22 protein-coding genes are annotated in these 20,321 nt (G+C 45.9%); all 22 read left to right on the top strand.

Annotated elements, in window-relative coordinates; genetic code table 11:
• The first annotated feature begins 450 nt into the window (after positions 1-450).
• Positions 451-1,155, top strand: a complete 705-nt coding sequence (locus tag PR833_RS12535) for a hypothetical protein (protein ID WP_141173786.1) — start codon at positions 451-453, stop codon at positions 1,153-1,155.
• Positions 1,152-1,490, top strand: a complete 339-nt coding sequence (locus tag PR833_RS12530) for an HNH endonuclease (RefSeq protein WP_150376631.1) — start codon at positions 1,152-1,154, stop codon at positions 1,488-1,490. The genes PR833_RS12535 and PR833_RS12530 overlap by 4 nt, the downstream gene beginning before the upstream one ends.
• 30 nt (positions 1,491-1,520) lie before the next feature.
• Positions 1,521-1,730, top strand: coding sequence for a hypothetical protein (locus PR833_RS12525; protein ID WP_105874216.1), 210 nt, complete (start codon positions 1,521-1,523; stop codon positions 1,728-1,730).
• A gap of 123 nt (positions 1,731-1,853) precedes the next feature.
• Positions 1,854-2,330 (top strand): hypothetical protein, encoded by a 477-nt coding sequence (locus tag PR833_RS12520; protein ID WP_060561544.1) that lies wholly within the window; start codon positions 1,854-1,856, stop codon positions 2,328-2,330.
• A 9-nt stretch (positions 2,331-2,339) separates the two neighbouring features.
• Complete coding sequence (locus tag PR833_RS12515) at positions 2,340-3,857, top strand: terminase large subunit (protein WP_053110565.1); 1,518 nt, start codon at positions 2,340-2,342, stop codon at positions 3,855-3,857.
• Entirely contained in the window at positions 3,857-5,173 is a 1,317-nt protein-coding gene (locus tag PR833_RS12510) for a phage portal protein (protein ID WP_060561545.1), read from the top strand. The genes PR833_RS12515 and PR833_RS12510 overlap by 1 nt, the downstream gene beginning before the upstream one ends.
• A gap of 5 nt (positions 5,174-5,178) precedes the next feature.
• Entirely contained in the window at positions 5,179-6,030 is an 852-nt protein-coding gene (locus tag PR833_RS12505) for a head maturation protease, ClpP-related (RefSeq protein WP_150376633.1), read from the top strand.
• Positions 6,031-6,041: 11 nt separating this feature from the next.
• On the top strand, positions 6,042-7,256 hold the full coding sequence (locus PR833_RS12500) for a phage major capsid protein (RefSeq protein WP_060561547.1): 1,215 nt from the start codon (positions 6,042-6,044) through the stop codon (positions 7,254-7,256).
• A 47-nt stretch (positions 7,257-7,303) separates the two neighbouring features.
• On the top strand, positions 7,304-7,489 hold the full coding sequence (locus PR833_RS12495; RefSeq protein ID WP_150376635.1) for a DUF7210 family protein: 186 nt from the start codon (positions 7,304-7,306) through the stop codon (positions 7,487-7,489).
• A complete protein-coding gene (locus PR833_RS12490; protein WP_036940621.1) occupies positions 7,489-7,815 on the top strand; it encodes a head-tail connector protein in 327 nt (108 codons plus the stop codon). Before PR833_RS12495 ends, PR833_RS12490 begins: the two co-directional genes overlap by 1 nt.
• A gap of 9 nt (positions 7,816-7,824) precedes the next feature.
• Positions 7,825-8,148, top strand: a complete 324-nt coding sequence (locus tag PR833_RS12485) for a phage head closure protein (protein WP_036940618.1) — start codon at positions 7,825-7,827, stop codon at positions 8,146-8,148.
• Complete coding sequence (locus PR833_RS12480; protein ID WP_060561550.1) at positions 8,141-8,590, top strand: HK97-gp10 family putative phage morphogenesis protein; 450 nt, start codon at positions 8,141-8,143, stop codon at positions 8,588-8,590. Before PR833_RS12485 ends, PR833_RS12480 begins: the two co-directional genes overlap by 8 nt.
• Complete coding sequence (locus tag PR833_RS12475) at positions 8,587-8,919, top strand: hypothetical protein (protein ID WP_014656484.1); 333 nt, start codon at positions 8,587-8,589, stop codon at positions 8,917-8,919. The genes PR833_RS12480 and PR833_RS12475 overlap by 4 nt, the downstream gene beginning before the upstream one ends.
• Before the next feature lie 61 nt (positions 8,920-8,980).
• Positions 8,981-9,463: a phage tail tube protein gene (locus PR833_RS12470; RefSeq protein WP_150376637.1), complete on the top strand. Its 483-nt coding sequence runs from the start codon at positions 8,981-8,983 to the stop codon at positions 9,461-9,463.
• Entirely contained in the window at positions 9,463-9,855 is a 393-nt protein-coding gene (locus tag PR833_RS12465; RefSeq protein ID WP_014656482.1) for a phage tail assembly chaperone, read from the top strand. Before PR833_RS12470 ends, PR833_RS12465 begins: the two co-directional genes overlap by 1 nt.
• Before the next feature lie 14 nt (positions 9,856-9,869).
• Positions 9,870-10,139: a phage tail assembly protein T gene (locus PR833_RS12460; RefSeq protein WP_306464634.1), complete on the top strand. Its 270-nt coding sequence runs from the start codon at positions 9,870-9,872 to the stop codon at positions 10,137-10,139.
• Positions 10,140-10,160: 21 nt separating this feature from the next.
• Positions 10,161-13,241, top strand: coding sequence for a tape measure protein (locus PR833_RS12455; RefSeq protein WP_150376639.1), 3,081 nt, complete (start codon positions 10,161-10,163; stop codon positions 13,239-13,241).
• Positions 13,242-13,243: 2 nt separating this feature from the next.
• Positions 13,244-13,840 (top strand): hypothetical protein, encoded by a 597-nt coding sequence (locus tag PR833_RS12450; protein ID WP_014656479.1) that lies wholly within the window; start codon positions 13,244-13,246, stop codon positions 13,838-13,840.
• Positions 13,840-14,421 carry a hypothetical protein gene (locus PR833_RS12445; protein WP_014656478.1) on the top strand — a complete coding sequence of 194 codons (582 nt, stop codon included), beginning with the start codon at positions 13,840-13,842 and terminating at the stop codon, positions 14,419-14,421. Before PR833_RS12450 ends, PR833_RS12445 begins: the two co-directional genes overlap by 1 nt.
• 108 nt (positions 14,422-14,529) lie before the next feature.
• Positions 14,530-15,408, top strand: a complete 879-nt coding sequence (locus PR833_RS12440; RefSeq protein ID WP_014656477.1) for a hypothetical protein — start codon at positions 14,530-14,532, stop codon at positions 15,406-15,408.
• 80 nt (positions 15,409-15,488) lie between these two features.
• The gene (locus PR833_RS12435) at positions 15,489-15,887 is read left to right on the top strand and encodes a DUF6950 family protein (RefSeq protein WP_060561557.1); all 399 of its coding nucleotides are present in this window, start codon (positions 15,489-15,491) and stop codon (positions 15,885-15,887) included.
• Entirely contained in the window at positions 15,888-20,270 is a 4,383-nt protein-coding gene (locus PR833_RS12430; RefSeq protein WP_150376641.1) for a phage tail tip fiber protein, read from the top strand.
• The last annotated feature ends 51 nt before the right edge of the window (positions 20,271-20,321 follow it).

Raw genomic sequence — 20,321 nt, 5'->3', positions numbered from 1 at the left:
AAGCAGATATTACAAATCTGAGCCTCGCAAAATAGCGGGGCTTTTTAATGGGGAAATATCATGGCAACGCAGGGTTTTGATAAGCCAGATCAATTCCGGGAAGAACTGGATAAAAGCATTCCGAAAGAATAAAAAAAGCCCACACACCGCGGGCTAAGCACATCTATTAAACTAATGAATGCCACATTAAATGTAGTTGACGCATTCAAAATATGCAAGCGAATAATGAGCCTCTGAGAAATCAGGGGGGCTACCATGACAGTATAGGTATGGTGGAAATCGCCATTTAGTCCACAACGACACGTAAAGGCGGTCAATTTGACCGTTAGTAATAAAAACAATGCATTACCATCTATTTCCATTGGTCACTGAAACGATGACCAATGCCGATATTCTGCTTTTGTGACAGAGTCAAATATCATCAAACACTTATAATCCATGGAGACAATCATGTCAGATAGAAAGACGATTCACCTAAAAGTATCGGTAGACACAACCGACTTAGATAAGCTGGAAGCACAACTAAAGCGCATTAAAGAGTTGATGGGTAGTGCAGGATTGAAGCAGCCAGCAAGCGTTGGGTTTGATGCTGATGCATTCCTTATTACAAACGGGCAGGTATTTATTGATGAAGCATTGATTTCAAAAGCAGCACCAATGCCCACAATTAAATATACCGTTTCAGGCTTGCACAGCGATGAATACAAAGAAGACTTAAAACAAGCAGTAAAACAAGCAATACGACCGGTCATTCGTCAACATATTAAAGTTGAGCGATCTGAGTCGACGTTGAAGCCATCCGCTACCGCCGCTCGGTTGGATGACGCAGTATCTCATAAAGAGACAGAATTCGATCAGTATAAGCAACAAGTAGAGGCTCGATTTGATGAGCTTCAATCACAACTAACCCATGCACAATGCACATCAGCTGCTAGCGAACAATCAACAGCGCAATACCTATCTGGTCTACAGCGTCAGATTACCCAGCTAAATAAGCAGCTTGAAGATGCGCGATGCAAAGAAAGCATTAATAACATGTCTATCATCAGCTTAAAGCAAACTATGGAGCAACAAGAGAAATCGCTAGCGGAAACCATCAAGCGGACGATTGCAGAGGAGCTGTGTCGCGGTGGTACTTTGTCGCGTGCGCTATGAAGAAGCCAAATGTTTATGGCGGTCGATGGGCAGCGGTCAGGCGCGACTACCTTACTAGACATCCCTTATGTGTGATGTGTCAAGAGCAAGGGCGCGTTACTGCTGCAACCGTCGTCGACCATATCATCCCTCACAGATTGAAGGATGCGCTTGATTCAGGTAGCCCTGAACAGATAGCCAAAGCTCAAAAGTTATTCTGGGATACCAACAACTACCAAAGTCTATGTGCACCACATCATAACTCCACTAAGCAACGGATGGAGAAGAGCGGTATTGTTGTCGGCTGTAGTGAAGATGGTATACCGCTTGACCCTAACTCACACTGGAATAAATAGCATTACTAAATAATCAACAGGACAAAGAAGATGAAGAATGAAAAGCAAGCAAAGCTATCAAAACTCTATCGAGGCGATGCGTTTGTAGGATTTGGATTATCAGTGGATGGGGTTCTGTTGAGCAATCAAACCTTACTTCGTATAGAGCACTCAAATGGACGTCACCCACCACAAGTGACGGTTACATTTAATTCGAATAGTGATTTGACAGTAGATGCACCTGATATTCATTTGAAATAGTTTTGCGATGAAATCATAGCGGGAGGGGTGGGGTAAAACTTCAAAACCTTTGCCCTGAATTACCGACCGCTAACCTTCGAAATAACGCTAACCCGATTTTTTTTCTTTTTTTACGAGGCACTAATGGCAGGAAAACGAAAGCGCTCCGACAGTGCGAGCGCTGAAATTCAAGCCATGCAAAATGCTGCCGCTGATACCATCGAACCGCCACGCTATGCAGGTTTGGAGAAAAAAGCGGAGCCATTTTGGCATGACAATATCCGCTCGAAAGCCCTAGACAGTTGGACACCCTCTGACCTGTTGGCGGCGGTAGAATTAGCCAATAATCAGCTCTATATCACCGTTTTACGGCGTGATTTACGCAAAGAAGAGCGAATACGAGGTGAGGAGCGGAACGAAGCGCTGATCAAAGATTTGCGCAAGCAGGTCGTGGAGTTACAGCGTACGGTGCTTGCACAACGCCGTGATTTACAAATCCATTCTCACGCCACTAACGGCGAAAGTCGTGACCAACGCAATCGAAACAAAAACGATGCCAATGCCAGAAACACCCTGAATAATATGCAGGATGATGATCTACTGGCGGCTCCCATGCATTAAGGAGGAACCATGACACGAGGTGAACGTGTTATCGCGTTTATTGAGCGTTACTGTATTGTTCCCGAAGGGGAGCTATTAGGCCAACCTATGCGGTTGGATGATTTCCAAAAGCGGTTTATTTTGGCGATCTACGATAATCCACATCGCACGGATAAAGCCTATTTAAGTATTGCCCGTAAGAACGGGAAAACAGGGTTGATTGCCGGTATTTTACTGGCACATTTGATTGGCCCTGAAGCGGTGCAAAACTCACAAATTGTCAGTGGCGCCATGAGCCGAGAGCAAGCGGCCATCGTGTTCAATTTGGCAGTGAAGATGATTAATCTGAATCCGAAGCTGCAAGAGATTGTCCACATTATCCCCAGCGGTAAGCGATTAGTGGGTAAACCGTGCAATGTGGAGTATCGCGCCTTGTCCGCCGAAGGGAAAACCGCGCACGGCTTATCGCCTGTTTTGGCTATTCTTGATGAAGTCGGGCAGATAGTGGGGCCGCGCAGTGAGTTTGTGGATGCCATTGTCACTTCGCAAGGGGCACATAAAAACCCCTTACTGATTGCGATCAGTACGCAAGCCGCGAGCGATGCTGACTTATTCAGTATTTGGCTCGACGATGCAAAAAACTCTAAAGATCCACACATTGTGTCTCATGTGTATGAAGCTGATAAAGATGCGGATGTGTTAGATCCCGAAGCATGGAAAGCCGCGAACCCTGCACTGGGTAATTTCCGCTCCTTGGATGATATGAAACGATTAGCGGAGATGGCCTCACGCATGCCGTCGAGTGAAAACACCTTTCGTAACCTGAATTTAAATCAGCGTGTTTCCACGGTATCGCCGTTTATTTCCCGTTCGGTGTGGGAGTCTTGTCAATCACCGGTTCAACCGATTGTCGGCAAATGTTATGCCGGCCTTGATTTGTCAGAATCGAAAGACTTAACCGCCTTAGTGGTGATTGGCCAGTCTGCCGATGGCAAATGGAACCTGTATCCGTTCTTTTGGACTCCGAAACAGACACTATTAGACCGAGCAAAAACGGACCGCGTGCCGTATGACGTGTGGGCGAAACAAGGCCTACTTCGCACGACCCCCGGCTCTATGGTTGATTACGATTATGTCGTGAAAGATATCGCGGAAATTCTGGCTGATTTTGATATTGAAGTCATTGCGTTTGACCGCTGGCGCATCCAAATGTTTAAGAAGGCGGCTGAAAATATCGGTTTAAGCCTGCCGCTGGTTGAATTTGGGCAGGGGTACAAAGATATGGCCCCTGCGCTTGATAAGCTTGAGCAGATGTTACTCAATAAGCAGATCCGGCATGGCAATCACCCTGTGATGAATATGTGTGCGGCAAATGCCATTACCATTAAAGATGCTTCTTCAAACCGTAAACTGACCAAAGAGAAATCAACGGGGCGGATGGACGGCATGGTTGCTTTTGCGATGGCCGTTGGCGCTTCAAACGGCGTTGAGATTGAGCACGGGGATATCGACGGCTTTTTTGATGATCCAATCATGGTAGGGTTCTAATGGCCAGACGAAAATCACAACGCAAGACTCGGCAGCTACAGGCTAGCCAGCAAAAAACGCCGGTAGGGATTGATACTCAAGATTTATTAAAAGCGCTAGGCGGACTAAGCAGTAGTGGGAAGACTGTATCAACAGATAAGGCGCTACAGCTTTCTGCTGTCTGGTCATGCGTTCGGCTCCTGAGTGAGTCGATTTCAACACTGCCCTTGAAAATTTACCAGTATCAAGCTGACGGTTCTCGGGTGATAGCGAAAGACCATCCTGCTTATCGTGTACTGTGCCGGCGGCCTAACGCGGAAATGACCCCCTCACGATTTATGTTGATGGTTGTTGCTAGCATTTGCTTACAAGGTAATGCGTATATTGAAAAACGCTATATCGGTGGAAAGCTGGTTTCCTTGCAGCCATTATTGCCACAATTAGTGACGGTAAAGCGACTTGATAATGGCCTGTTGGATTATCAATGCGTGGAGCAAGGGGGGAAGAATCGGCCTATCCCCGTTAAAAACATGATGCATATTCGTGGGTTTGGGTTAGACGGGGTTGTTGGTCTTACGCCGATCCAGGTGGGGCGCAATATCTTAGGTTCGGCGATAGCTACCGATGAAACGGCCGCTAAGATTTTTCGCAATGGCTTGCTCGCATCAGGCTTCTTATCCTCAAAAACAGCACTAACTAAAGAGCAGCGCGAAAAGTTGCGGGGTTACTTGAACGCATTTATCAGCTCTGAAAATGCAGGCAAGTTGATGATTTTGGAAAATGACCTGACTTATAACGGCATTTCCATGAACCCCGAAGATGCGCAGTTGTTACAGAGCCGATCATGGAGCATTGAGGAAATTTGTCGCTGGTTCCGGGTGCCGCCTTTTATGGTGGGGCATGCCGATAAACAGAGCAGTTGGGCATCCAGTGTGGAAGGGATGAACATGCAGTTTCTGACCAACACCTTACGGCCGTTACTGGTCAATATTGAGCAAGAAATCAACCGTTGCCTGCTTGATAGTGATGATGACTATTACGCTGAGTTTTCAGTTGAGGGATTGCTCCGTGCGGACAGTGCGGGTCGCGCTGCATACTACACAACGGCATTACAAAATGGTTGGATGAGTCGAAATGACGTAAGACGGCTCGAAAACTTACCCCCCATTGAAGGGGGAGACATCTATACTGTTCAGCTCAACCTGACGCCCATTGAACAATTGGGGAAAGACACATTGCGTCATGATCCTGAACAGCTCAAGGCGCAAATCACAAATTGGTTGTTCCCTGAGGGTACTCCCACGGTTCAACACAACTCACCTCATATCGAGGAGTAATTTAAATGAAAAAAAGTCATCTGCCAGTTGCACTGGAGGATCGCCCCTGCGCATCGATTAGCTATGAACTTAAACCTAAAGCACTGGATAAGTGGAATAGCGGTATTCGCGCCGCCAGTTCGGACAACACTATTTCGGTGTTGGATGTGATTGGTGAGGATTTTTGGGGGGAAGGCGTTACCGCTAAGCGGATTTCTGCCGCCCTCCGCGCTATCGGAAACCAAGATGTTGTTGTCAACATCAATAGCCCGGGTGGGGATATGTTTGAAGGATTGGCCATCTATAACCTGCTTCGTGCACACAATGGTAAAGTCACCGTTAACATTCTCGGTATTGCAGCCTCAGCCGCTTCCGTTATTGCCATGGCGGGCGATGAAATCAGAATGGGGCGCGGTGCTTTTTTGATGATCCATAACTGCTGGGCTGTGGGGGTCGGCAATCGCCATGACTTTGCGAAATTGGCGAATGATCTGGCTCCTTTCGATAAATCCATGTCGGATATCTACGTTGCGCGTAGCGGTCTACCAGAAGAGACCATCAGCCAGATGATGGATAACGAAACCTATATTGGTGCGAATGATGCGATTGAGAAAGGCTTTGCGGATAGCCTGCTCGCTGCCGATGCTATGGATGATGGCGATGAAAGCCCACAAGCGGCTATCCGTAAATTAGATGCCTTACTGGCTAAAGCTAAAACACCACGCTCTGAACGACGAAGGCTCATCAGTGCGTTAACACGAAGTATGCCGAGCGCTACTTCAGATACTCACGGTATGCCAAGCGCTACCACTGACATTCATCCCGAAACGCTTTCTGAATTGGAAAAGGCAGTCAATGCTTTTGCCACTGTTAACTAATTGGAGACACTATGTCTGATACAAATGAATTACTGAAAAATCTGTCGGCTAAAATTGAAGAAGCCAACGGTAAATTTAATGCTAAAGCCGAAGAAGCGCTAAAAGAAGCGCAAAAGGTTGGCTCCTTGAGTGCTGAAACCAAAGCCGCTGTAGACCAAATGGCAACGGAACTCAATGCGCTGCGTGAGTCTGAAAAAACACTGAAAGCTTCCTTGGGTGAGTTGGAGCAGCATGTGGCTCAAATGCCATTAACTCATGCTATTCAGGCCGCCAAAACCATCGGGCAGCAGGTCATCTCAGCCGACGTGCTCAAAGACATTAATTCCAGCATTCAGGGCAACAAGCGAATTTCGGTTCCCGTTCAGGCTGCATTGACCTCGGTTGATGTTGCAGAAGGCGTGGTTGAGCCGCAACGCTTACCGGGAATTGATGTCGCGCCGAAACAACGCCTATTCATTCGCGATTTAATTGCTTCCGGGAAGACAACCTCACCGGCTATTTTCTGGGTGCAACAAACTGGATTTACTAACGCGGCTACCGTGGTGCCGGAAAATACCACCAAGCCGTACAGCGACATTCAGTTTGCAACCAAAATTACGCCAGTCACGACGATTGCACATATGTTCAAGGCGTCTAAGCAGATCTTGGATGACTTTGCACAGTTGCAGTCATTGGTGGATGCTGAAATGCGTTACGGCTTGAAGTTTGTCGAAGAGCAAGAAATTTTGTTCGGTGACGGCTCAGGTGCACATTTACACGGGATCATCCCGCAAGCATCGAAGTTCAACGCGGAGTTTGCTGTTGATAAACAAAACGGCATTGATGATCTGCGTCTTGCGATGCTGCAAGCGCAATTGGCTCGTTTCCCGGCAACGGGGCACGTTCTGCACTTCATTGACTGGGCGAAGATTGAGCTGCTGAAAGATTCGCTGGGTCGCTACATTTTAGCAAACCCATCGGCATTAACAGGGCCAACGTTATGGGGCTTGCCCGTCGTGGTCACGGAAACTGCCGCATTTAAAGGTAAGTTCTTAACCGGTGCCTTCAACGCGGGCGCTCAGCTTTTTGACCGAGAAGAAACCAACGTGGTGATTTCAACTGAAAACGCGGATGACTTTGAGAAAAACATGATCTCTATCCGTTGTGAAGAGCGTTTGGCATTAGCCGTGAAGCGTCCAGAGGCGTTTGTTTACGGCGATTTTACAGCGCCTGCGTCGGGTGAGTAATCCACTTAGGCGGCCTTTGCGGTCGCCTTTCTTTTGGGAGCATCGAAATGAAACTAAAGCTATTGCGCCCCATTTGCTTTGGCGGTGGCGTGGCCGTTGAAGGTGATGAAATTGAGACAACTGAGCAGCATGGGCGTGAATTGATCCAAAAAGGCTATGCCTCTGACAGTGTTGTCAATCACGCTACTGGACAGTCGAGCACAAAGCAAACGAAGGCGAAAAAGGAGAAATAATGCTTTCTCTTGAACTCGTTAAAGCGCATTGCAATATCGAGGCTGATTTTACTGATGATGATAAGTTACTGGCTGTTTATACAGCGGCTGCCGTGAAGTATGTCGAAAACTACACGCGGCGGAAATTGTATGAAAGCGAATCATCTACCGGTTATCAGGACGATCCCGAACCATTACTGCTAAGTGATGATGTCAAAAACGCCATGCTATTACTGATTGGTCAATGGTATGCCAATCGGGAAAATGCGGTGATTGGGTCGTCTTTCTCATCCCAGCCTCTCGCGGTTAGCGCGCTACTTCAACCTTACCGTATTTATGGTTTATAAGGAGGTGGGATGCAAGCAGGGCGATTACGACACAAAGTCACCTTTCAGAAAAACAATCCTGTTGAATTACCGTCAGGCACTTATGTGGATAATTGGCAAGATATTGCCTCGGTTCGGGCAGAAGTGAGAATGATTAGCGGTCGCGAGTTACTGGCAGCGGATGCAGAGATGGCCGAAGTGACTGTGCGTGTTTGGTTGCGTTATCGGGCGGATATTACCCCAGCATGCCGCATGGTCTACCGTGGGCTGAATTACGATATCCAATCCGTGATCCCTGATGTTAAATTCACACGTCTTGAGTTGTTGTGCAAGCAAGGAGTTTCCGATGGTTGATGTGCGTATTGATTTTGGCGGACTCCATGACGTTTCTAGGGAGTTGGAATTACTTAGTCAGGCAGAAAGTAACAGAGTATTGCGACAGGCGGCTTATGCGGCAGCGAGTGTGCTGCGTGATGAAGCCAGAGCGAAAGCCCCAAAGCGTACAGGGAAACTGGCCAAAAACATTGTTGCAGGTAATCAACGCGGCCGTCAGCGTGGTGAGGTCTCGGCAGGGGTTTATGTTCGAGGCACCAATAAAGCAGGAACAAACAGTGATAGTAAGATGAAAGCGGATGATCCGCGCAATGCTTACTATTGGCGCTTCCTTGAAGAGGGGACATCAAAAATGCCCCCACATCCGTTTATTCGTCCTGCATTTGATAGCAAGGCTGATGAAGCGGCGGAGTTTGCGATCAGTAAGTTAAATCAGGCCATTGATGAGGTGCTGCGACGATGACAGAAGGCGATATCATCCCACTGTTAAAGCCAGTTTTGCCGAACAAAGTCTTTTCTTATGTTGTACCACAAAACAAACCCGTCACAGCGCCTTGGTGCGTTTTGTCTATTTACGACATCCCGAGTGATGTCTTTAGTGGGCAGGCGGAAACCATGACCAATATTCAAATTGATGTTTATGCAAATACAGTTGACGAAGCGCGGATCATTCGTGATGGGATGCGGCAAGCGATTAACGTATTGAACCCTACATCAATAACGGAGCGGCAATCTTATGAGTCGGACACAAAGCTTTTTCGCGCCACCCTAGAATGTCAAGTTTGGCAATAACTTCAAATTACCCTCACAAGCTGCTTCGGCAGCTTTTTTTATGTCTATAGGAAATTAAAGAATGGCTAAATATGAAAAAACGCAAGGCACCAAAATCAGTGTATCTAGACTGGCGGCAACGGATATTACTGCTGTCGAAACAGATTCGGTGTCGATTGATTGCTCAACGAAAGAAATTAGCTATACGGGCGGTCAAAAGGCCGACATTGATGTTACAACACTATGCTCTACCGAGCAGGAGACCACAAACGGGCTGCCAGCTTCGGCGGAAGTGACTATCAGTGGTAACTGGACACCTGACGAGGGGCAGGAGGTGTTACGTCAGGCGTATGACGACGACACGGTTCATGCCTTTAAAGTGGTTTTTCCCTCGGGTAATGGTTACGTCTTTTTAGCGGAGGTGCGTCAAAATAGCTGGTCAGTTTCCACTGGTGGCGTTGTTAGCGCTTCATTTACGCTACGCTTGAAAGGTAAGCCAACGCCCGTCGTAAAAGGCAAGTCAGCACCAGCAACGCAGTCTCAACCGGCCGGAGGCACTAAGTAATGGCAAAGAAAACCTTAAACTTGCGTGATGTCGCCCTGAATGCTGCAAATTCATTTCGCACTAAAAAAGTACACGTCCCTGAGTGGGGTTGTGATGTTGTATTGCGCGAGCCGTCGGTCTCTATCTGGCTGAAATGGCTAAAAGAGCACCGCGATTTGGGGGAAACGACCGAAATGAGCACGGAAGAGGTGGTGAAGCGTAATCTTGAAACGGATGTTGAGTTCCTGATCAACGTCCTGCTTGACGAAGACTTAACCCCAGTTTTTACCCCCGAAGATAAGGGCGAGGTACTGAAAATTTACGGCCCCGTTCATGCACGGTTGGTTAATCAGGCTTTTCAACTCATTACCAGCACGAATGAGGCAGAAAAAAAGTCCGTGAGCCTGCACTAAAGTTCTTGCTCACCTTGGCCTTACGGCTAGGGAAAACCCTCTCTGAAATCAGTCAGATGCCTGCCAGTGAATTACAGCTCTGGTGGGCATTTGATTCGATAAACCCCATTGGTGATGCGCGTCAAGATGTGCATGCAGCCCAAATTACAGCCGCTATTTTTAATGCTCAAGGGGTCAAGACAACCTTGAACGATACGCTGCTCCGGTGGGATGTCGAGAGTGTGCAGGCGGAGGAGCAAGCAGGGTCGGGATTAGAAGATTTTTTTGCATCATTATCAGGGTAACGATTTTGCTGAAGGTTTTTTATGTCAAAACTTCGTGAACTTATTATTAAAATTTCGGCTAACTCAACCAGTTATCAGGCTGAAATCGCACGCGCCAGCCGAATGGGAACGGATTATTATCGTTCGATGGGGGCAAACAGTCGTCGCCTTGAGCGTGAATTACGTGCTCAGCGTCAGGCATTAAGCGACATCAATAGGCAACTAGCCACTGTCACTAACACCGCTAAGATGATGTCAGGGGCGTTAGCGGGCTTCTTTTCGGTATCAACGCTGATCACCGTTGTTGATGACTGGGGGCAGATGTCCGCACGGATAAAAATGGCATTAAATTCAGTTGAAGGCGATATCAGTCGTTATGAGGAGCTTCAGCAGCGCTTTTTAACGGTGAGCAACCGCAACGGGAAGGCGATTGAAACGACCCAAGAACTGTATGTGGGTTCAGCTTCGGCAATGAAAGAGCTGGGATATTCCACGGAAAATACGCTGGATTACATTGAATCGTTATCGTCGGTTTTTACAGCCAATGCGACCAGTGCACAACAAACTGAATCCGCCTATAACGCATTAAACCGCGCGATGGTCACCGGTGTTTTAAAGGGTAATGACTGGCATTCTGTGTTAAATGCCATGCCTTCTGTCGTGGGGGATATAGCCAAAGAACTCTCACGCATGCGCGGTGGCGTTAAAGTCACTGAAAATGATGTAAAGCAAATGGCAGCTAAAAGCGGCATTGCAATGACATTATTTGCCAACGCGTTGATTAATGCCAAAGAGGCGAATAATGCCCTTGCGGACAGCATGGATAACACGGTTTCGGATAGTTTCACCAAGGCGACCAATGCAGCCAAATCTTATTTTGGTGAAATTAACGCCAGTTTGGGGATCACTCGTTCCATGGCGGCAGGGTTAGCTACAATCAGTGAAAACTTTAGCAGTTTTGCGACAGCGGCGATTGCGATAGGGGGGATTGGTTTATCGCGCTATATGGGCAATTTGTCGCTGAGTGCGTATGAAGCTGGTAAAAACATGCTTGTTACAGCGAAAAACAATTATGTTTTGAATGCGGCACAGGCGAAAGGGTTAGAGACCACGCTTGAGAAAATTCGAGCTGACAAGGCATTTGCTATTACCACTCAAGAGTCATTAGCAGCACAGCTACGTGCGGCTCAGACTGAAACTCAGCGTAATGCAATACGTCAACAAATGGCGAAAAACTCAGCCACAATCATTTCTCTTAATCGTGCTGAAAGAGCAACTGTTGACGAGCTTACGGCCGCACAAAATCGCTTGAATTATGCATCACGAGCTTTGCGCGGAACAATGGCATTATTGGGTGGACCAGTCGGCGCAGCCATGATGTTGGGTGGTGCTTTATTTTATGTATCTGAAAAGGCTGGTGAAGCTAAACAAAAAGCTCTTGAGCTCAACTCTGTTATTAAGATCACAATCGCTGAATTAGCAAATCTAAGTAGGGCTCAGTTAGGAGCGAAGCTAATTGAATATAAAAAAGAAATAATGGAAATGGAGAAGGTTGCTAATGGCATTCAGGGGCAAATCCATGGTATCAAAAACGATCATACAAATAGCTTTGGTCGGATTTTCGGGAAGAAAGGCCCTGACAATGATAGGTTAACAGAAGAACAAGCTAAACTTGATACAGTAAATCAAAACCTTAACACGCTAAAAGCTAATGCCGCAACGGTGAAGGAGCTAATAGATAAAATAGATTCAGGCTCAAAGGTCGAAGTATCTGGAAATGGCGAGCTCCCCACCCCGAAATTGACTGAGAGCGATAAAGATAAAGGTAAAAATAAAGCACTTAACGATTATCGGCAGTTGCGGAAATCGATTGAGTCTGAACATTTTTCAAGTCTGCAAAAGATACTTGCTGATGAAAAGGAGAATAACGACAAATTAATTGAGTTGAATAAAAAAGGCTACGTCAGTCAGTCTGAGATGAAGCGTCTAGCGCTGCTGAATGAAGAAAATCATCAGCGCAAGCGCTTAGAGCTCGCAGAAAAATACAGTCCTTATGAAGCTATTGTTCGCAAAGAAAAAGAAGCTGCCAAGGAGTTGAACGAACTTCGTCAAGCCAATCTGTTAAGTGAGCAGCAGTATTATACCGCCAGCTTGCAACTGCGTAATGATTACATCAAGCAAAAGTTAACCGAAGAAGCCAACCAAAAGGCCTTACCAAGTTATGAGATTTCGGGGGAAATTGACCCTGTTGTTAAACTGCAAAACCAGCTTAATGAACAACGAGCATTATATGAGGCCTACCGCAACAATGACTTGATTAGTCAGGAGCGGTACCAGGAACTCATGATTGCAGCAACTAATCGCTCGAAAGAGGCTCAATTAGAAGCTGCAAAAGAGCTTTATGGTGCACAGGGCAAATGGCAGAAAATGCAGATGAACTTGTTGGAAACTGTTGAGCAACGCACTAGCAATGCGCTGACGGGAATATTGACAGGCTCTAAGTCATTTTCAGAAGCGTTGCAAGAGCTATCAGCATCACTGGCTCAAGCTATTATTCAAGACCTTGTTCGTATTGCTATGCAAGCCATGATAACAAACTCACTGACGGGGTTGTTTGGCGGCTTTGCAGGTGGCGCATCTGCAGGCGCTAGCGCAGGAGCCTCTAGTGCAAATACAGGTGCCATGGGGATGTCTACGAGTTGGCAAAGCTATGTGCCGAACGCTAAGGGCGGCATGTACAACACACCGGGGCTTAGTGCTTATAGTGGTCAAGTTATTGACGCTCCGACATTCTTCCCGTTTGCAAAAGGGGGCGTTCCATCGCTAGGTTTAATGGGCGAGGCTGGTCCCGAAGCCATTATGCCACTGACTCGCGCTAAAGATGGCTCGCTGGGTGTTCGTGCTCAACTCCCTAAAATTGATATGCCTGTTAATGAGAAACCGGCTGGTGGCACAACTATTCAGCAGGAAATTCATGTTCATGGTAATGGTGATGCTGCGCTTGAAGCGGCATTAAGAGAGGCGGCGCGCCAAGGGGCGGAAGAAGGCGCGGCAAAGGCTAAGGCTGATATCATGCGAGATTTTCAAACAAATGGTAAATTGCGTAAAACGCTAGGGAAATAAACATGGACATTCTCACTTGGCCTAAAGAGTTGGAGCCATCATCCCTTGATTGGCAACTGATTAGCAACACCAAAACCTTTATTTCAACGTTTACTGGGAGCGCACAAACAGTGCGTTTCCCTGGTAGCCGCTGGCGCTGTGATTTAGCACTCAATAACTTAACGGATGATAAATCGCGGATACTGGAAGTTATTCTGGCTCAATTAGATGGGGAGTCGGGGCGTATCAGGTTATTTGATTGGGCAAGGCGTGGTGTTGACAATGTGGGGGAGCCTGTTGTTAATCAACCCAATCAAACTGGGCGCTCCTTGTTAACTAAAGGTTGGATACCCAACTCGTTAGTGCTAAGAGCTGCTGATAACATCACAATTAATCATGAACTTAAAAAAGTAACCTCTGACGTGATAAGCGATGCGGAAGGAAATGCAACTATTGTGTTTTCCCCGATGCTTCGCAATCCCCCTTCAGTAGGTGAAAAGATTGAAGTACAAAATCCTTATGGCATCTTTAAGCTAACCGACAATAACCAAGGTCGGCTGCGTCGGGTGCCGGGTATTTTTACATCAACGACACTTTCTTTTGAGGAGGCGCTTTATTGATGAATTATCATCCTTTTTCGAATGAGATGGTTAAAGCGATTAATGAGGGGTGCTATATCGTCGTCGCCGCAAAACTTGACCTAAAGTCCGGAGTAACACGAGTGCATACATCGACGGGTAATTTAATCATTGCAGGTGAAGTCTATCAAGGTGTGGGGCAGTTTGGTGCTATTGAGACGGTATCAGAAGAAAATACAACTAGCCCTCAGCAACTTATTTTATCGCTGAGTGGCTTTGACGCTTCACTCTTAGGTGATGTAATGAACGAGCGAAGTCGAGGGCGCGAAGTTAGGATAATGATGGTTGCGCTTAATGAGGACGGGCAGCCCGTTCTTGCTGAGGTGTTATTTGCGGGGCAGATTAGCAATATTGGTGTGAGTGCGGGGGATAAATGTGAGGTGGCTGTTACTGTCTCAAATCGATTTGAGCGCTGGTCGCAAGGGTTACCGGATAGGTTTACTGACGAATCGTGGTCAAAGCGGCACAATGGTGATCGTATATTCCGTTACTCAGCACAGATGGCAGAGCGTGCAATTTACTGGGGTAGCAAAAAAGATGCTCCTGTATTTATTTATAAGTGATCTGCACCCCCGTTATTTGATTTGTCTCTATTTTATTACGTTTATGGGTTTGGTATGGTTATTACACCGCTAATGTATTAAAAACAATCGATAGGCTAGGTATCCGTGGTGGAATCAAATACAAAAAATATTGATAGTGACATGATAAGTCACATAGAGCGAATTTACGATGATGTTGTTATGTATTGTACGCACAAAAAGACATTTAATAGTGAATTGCTATGTAAAGTATTTGAGTTGGACGAGCGTACATGCAGTGAACTTATCACAACAATGGTCATTAATGGGGTTGTAGGTGATATTGGTGATGATGGGGTGTATAGGGTTAATGATAAGTATAATCATAGAGATTACTTAGTAATGAGTAACGCGGCTAAATACGCCGGATCTCAAATTAAGCGCAAGGAAAAAGAATCAGGTAATTCTGGAGCTCAAATTAAGAGCAATGAAAAAGAGTCAGGGGGTGGAGGAAAATATTTCGCGCTATTAGCGTTAATTGTTTTTTTGGTGTCTGTTTATTTTCTTTTTAGATCGCCAGTTTCACTATTATTACTTGTGCCGTTATCGTTAATTGTCGCTGCTTCTTGTGATAAAGTGGGGGCTATTGCCTCATCGATTGGTGTTATTGTAGTTTGTGTTTTTAGCTTGATGTTTGTTAATTCGTCAACCCCTATATTTGGTGAAGGATATGAGGCAAGGCTTAAGGCTGAGGAGCTTAAAGACAGGCTAAGAAAAGAGGCAATAGAAGAAAGGAATCAAATCTCGTTTGGTGAAAAACGATTGAGGAATTCACTCAAAGATCCGGCCTCTGCTGAGATAAGAAGTACTAGGCTTGGCCGTTCGGGGGCCGTTTGTGGGCAGGTAAATGCAAAAAATAGCTTTGGTGCATATACAGGCTACAAAAATTTTATTCAAATAGGGCAGATGTCATTAATAGACGATGGTACAAAAGGTTTTTCTGATGAATGGCTAAGTTTATGCAATTAATTTACATAATTTAGCCTTTTTTATGGAAATATTTATAAACACCCGCTTCGGCGGGTTTTTTTATGCCTGGAGATAATTAAATGCGCCACATCAACTGGACTACTCGACTCCCTCAAACCTTACAAAAAGCAATGAGTCGCCCTTTTTCATGGGGTGAACATGATTGCTGCTTATTTGCGGCGGATTGCGTGATGGCGATTTGTGACTTTGATCCATGTGCAAATGTGCGAGGTCGATACAAAACAAAAACAGGCGCAGCGCGTGTCCTGAAGTCTGAGTTTGGCGATATTGAGTCAGCACTATCACGCTTCTTTATTGAAATCCCCGTAAATATAGCAAGTCGCGGTGACATTGTTTTGTTTGAGGGTGGCGACGGTAAAACGCTTGGCGTGTTGTGGGCGAATAAAATTTGGGCGGTCACTGAGAGTGGTGCAATGCCTGTCAATTATCAACCAGTGAAGGCATGGAGAGTGGAGTAAATGGGTAAAGTTGTATCAAGTGTTGTTTCGACGGGTCTGATGATTGCTGGCGTTATTGTTACTGGTGGACTAGGAACAGCTTTAATTGCAGCGGGCATTGCTGTTCAGGCTGCTAGCTCAATGCTCTTCAAGGATAAATTGCCTTCCGGCTATCGCGACCAATCAGAACGCAAACAAATATTACGCTCTGCTGTAGCACCAGAAACCATTATCGTCGGTAAAACAGTGTGTTCAGGGCTGCTCTTTTTTGCCGAAGAAGAAAAGGGTGACCAAACAGAAAACGAACGCTTATTTATGGCACTAGCCATTGCAGCACATAAAGTAGACCGCATTGGTCAAATTTGGCTGAATGACGATTTGATTGGTGAATTCGGCGATAAAGCGGATTATGAGTTTCACAATAGCCGCACGGATTGTGACCCCTACATGTTAAAAAATGCCCCGTCATGGAAGGAAGACATGATAGGGGATGGCTTAGCGTGGTTACGTTTAACACTTAAATACGATGCTGAGAAATTTCCATACGGCGTGCCAAACGTCAAAGTCGAAGTGTGGGGGAAGCAAATCTATGACCCGCGCACTGGTAAAACCGTGTGGAGTAATAACGGCGCATTAGTCATTCTTGATTATTATCGTAGTTATTTAAACGTTCCTGATTCCGACATTGATTTTGATGCGTTCAAAGTCGCTGCTGATTTATGTGATGAACCTGTAATGACCCCTGAGGGTAATACGGAGCCTCGCTATACAATTAATGGCGCTTATGAGCTTTCCGAATCGCCAGCGTCAGTGCTTGATCATATGCACAAGTGCATTGCTGCCGAGCCGACTTACGTGGCAGGGAAACATGGCATTCTGATGCAAGCGTACAATGGGCCTGCTGTATTGCGTATCGAGCCAAATCAAATCATTGATACAGTCAATATCACACCAGAACTAGGGTTACGTGATGCAACCAATGCGATTTACGGTACGTTTGTCGATGCAGAGCAACAATATATTCAAACAGACTTTGAGCCTGTTATTGTTGAAGAGTGGGTTGAAGAAGACGGATTAGAGATAAAAGAGAACATTGACTATCGTTTTATTGTTAGCCCGTATCAAGCCGCAAGAGTCACAAACTTGTATCTACGTAAAAAACGTGCCGGTCGTCGTATTCAGTTAAAGATGAATATGGACGGCTACGCATACAGACCAGGGGATGTTGGCTTGCTGAACTTGCCTCATATCGGTATACAGAACTTTGAGTGCCGCGTGGCTGAGTGGAAGTTTCATCCGCAAGAAGGGGTCGAGTTACTGCTCGAAGAGGATGGACCACATATCTATGAAGACATCATTGGTAAGCCTTTTGTGCGCCCGCCATTTACGGTTTTACCGACTGGCGGTGTCGCTCCACCACTAAACCTAACTTTTGTGCCAACAAATATTGGTGAAGTGGTTCAAGGCTATCTGAGTTGGCAGTCAGCTGCTGCCGATGTTCGCTATAACACAGTGAATATTCTTGAAAATGGCAAGGTTATCCAATCGATTCAAGTGCCAAGTGACCGCGTTGATTTATCGGGGCTTGTGCGTGGCTCATATCGTGCCGAAGTTCGGTCAATTAATGCGGCTGGCGCGATGTCTGCCCCAGCGATTGTGGATTTTGATATCCAAGCTCCACCTAAACCGGTCAGTGTTGAAATGGTTGGCGGCATGTTCTCATTGACCTGTATTCCGCATGGGGGCGAAACAGCGCAGCATGGCTATACATTTGAATTCTGGTTCAGCGACAAAAAACTGGCCAGTACGAATGACGTCGAAGTCACCACAAAAGCCAACAGACAAGGTCAGGGGCAATTTTGGACTAAGGATAACTTAAAGGCGGGTACAGATTATTGGTTTTATGTTCGTACTGTTAACAGCTATGGAAAATCGCAATTTGTCGAAGCTGTGGGTCAAGCTAGTGGAACGCCAAAGGATATGGTTGACGAGCTGGGCGACACCTTCCTCACCAACGAAGCTGGCAAACAGATGCAAGAGCAGATTGACTTTAGCAAAGAAGCGATTGCAGAGCTTGAGTTGGACACGATTGATGTGAAGCAGAAAGTTGTCAGCATTGACAGAGATGTTGAAGCGGTCAGCGAAGCAGTAATGATGAACACTAAGTTCACGACGGAAGTTCATTTCAGCTTGAAAGAAGAGGTTGCTGATAGAAAAGCTGAGATATTCCGCATTGAGCAAGTGCAAGTCACTGACAGAGAGGCCGCTGCGCGCTGGCAAGAGCAAATCACCGCAAAAGTCGATTATAACGCATCTGAAATCCTGAATATTAAGGATGCTCAGTCGAGCTATGAGAAAGCAACGGCGCAGCAAATCAGTCAAGTGAAAGCTGATGTCGATGGTGTTAAATCACGCGTCACAACAGTCGAAACAGCAACCGCCGATTTAAAGCAATCACAAGCGAAGTTTGAACAATCAACTACAGCTGAATTCGGCGAGATGCGCGGCTATATCACGCACTTTGAGACGTCATTGTCAAATGTGGAGCTTGCAGTTTCAGAAGCGATAATGCAGACGACAGCTCAAGTTAACCAACATAGCTCTGAGTTGCTACAGTCGAAAGCGGACGTCAAGCGTATTGCGAATGCAACAGCGGCGAATGAAAAAGCAACGGCTGAGCTAGCGGAGAGCGTGAAAGCGCACTACGAAGATTCGCAAGCTGAATTCGTGGATGTGCGTAAATCGATTGCTGAGAAAGACAAAGCACACTCAGAACGCACAGAGCAAGTGCGCGCAGAACTCGGGAAAGATATTAACGCTAATAAAGAGGAAATAGACAAGACAAACAAAGAGTTATCAGATATCAGCGCCGCAGTGACAACTAACACAAAGGCCATCGCTGAGACTGATAAGACGTTGACAGAGCTTGAGCAAGTGTCTTCTTCACGCTTTGATAGCAATGAAGCGACGATAGCGAACATTCAAAACACTCAAGCAAACGCTGAGTCATCGCAAGCTGAAACGACGTTACAACTCGCAGCGCAGCAAAATGAGCAAGGGTCTGAGATTTTGCGTGCTAAAGCTTCTATCCGTGAAACCAACAAAATTATTGTTGATAACGATAAAGCTTATGCGCAGAAGTTCACGCAAATTGATGCCCAGCTCGGTGAGAACGGCGCTCGTTTTACGCGAGTAGAAGAAGCGCTGGCAGATACTCAGCAGTCAGTTGCAAAAAGCCATGAACAGCTCAACGCGAAGTTTGATAGCAGGATTGACACCGTTCAAGCCCAAATTGACACGCAGAAAGAAGCGATTGCGAAGCAAGACCAGGCGATTGCTAAAGTTAACACAGATTTATCTACTCGAATCGGTCAAGCAGAGTCGTCAATCAGTGATAACAAGCAGTCAATCAGCGACAACGAGCAAGCTTTGGCGGATTTCAGTCAGTTGACGAGAGCTGAGTTTGACAATCAGCAGGCAGCGATTGAGCAACGTGGTCAAACCATTTTTGACCATAACGGCAATGGCTCGGCAATTTACACTATCAAAGCAGGGATTTGGTGGAATGGTCAGTATTATGATTCCAAGTTCATGATGGGAGCGGAGGTAAAAAACGGCCAAGTCGTCACGCAAATTGGTTTCAGTGCTGATACGTTTGGTATCTTTAACCCTGTAAGTGGCAAGCTAGAGCCTGCATTTATGGTTGTTAACGGGCAAGTATTCATCGGCTCAGGACTTATTCAAGATGGCTCGATTACTAACGCCAAAATTGGAAATGTTATTCAATCAAATAGCTACAGTGCAGGTAGCTCAGGGTGGCACATCAATAAAAATGGTTTTGCTGAATTTCAAAACATCAAAGCAAGAGGGGAAATTAATGCGACAAGTGGAACATTTAATAATGTCGTTATTGCTAAAAACTGTGATGTGCACGGAACTATTTATGCTGAGAACATAAAAGGAAACATTGTTTCAGTTACAAAAGATATCTATATAAATAAAAGTTGGTTTGGCTCACACGTTGTTGAGCTTTTTAAAGTTAAAAAGCGATCTCAAAAATGTCATGTATGGGTACAGGGAGCATTAACACCGATTGATGTGGTGCCTGGTCATACTGGCTTTAAAACACCAAACCGAGCAGCGATGACATACAGAGCTCCATCACTCGGGCAGAATATGGGGTTGTGTGATATTTATGTAGATGGCATCAAGCAGAATAGGCCAAACGCGTATTTACTTGAGAGTGATTTCTATGCACTGAATGAGTTTGTTGTCGACGTGCCCTCCGGTGATGGCGAATCATCAATCGGAATAAGCATCCCTCAATTCAGAAATGAGACGACTCGATTCATTATGCGCGCTAGAGTTATTGTCTTCCCATCAACAGATGAAGTTATTTATTAAATAAAAAATCCCCACAAAAACAAAAGCCGCCTAGTGCGGTTTTTTTGTATC

The sequence above is a fragment of the Providencia sp. PROV189 genome (assembly GCF_028480065.1).
GTDB classification, from domain to species: domain Bacteria; phylum Pseudomonadota; class Gammaproteobacteria; order Enterobacterales; family Enterobacteriaceae; genus Providencia; species Providencia stuartii.
The sequence above is the reverse complement of the archived record's forward strand: the minus strand, read 5'-3'. Positions and strand labels throughout refer to the sequence as shown.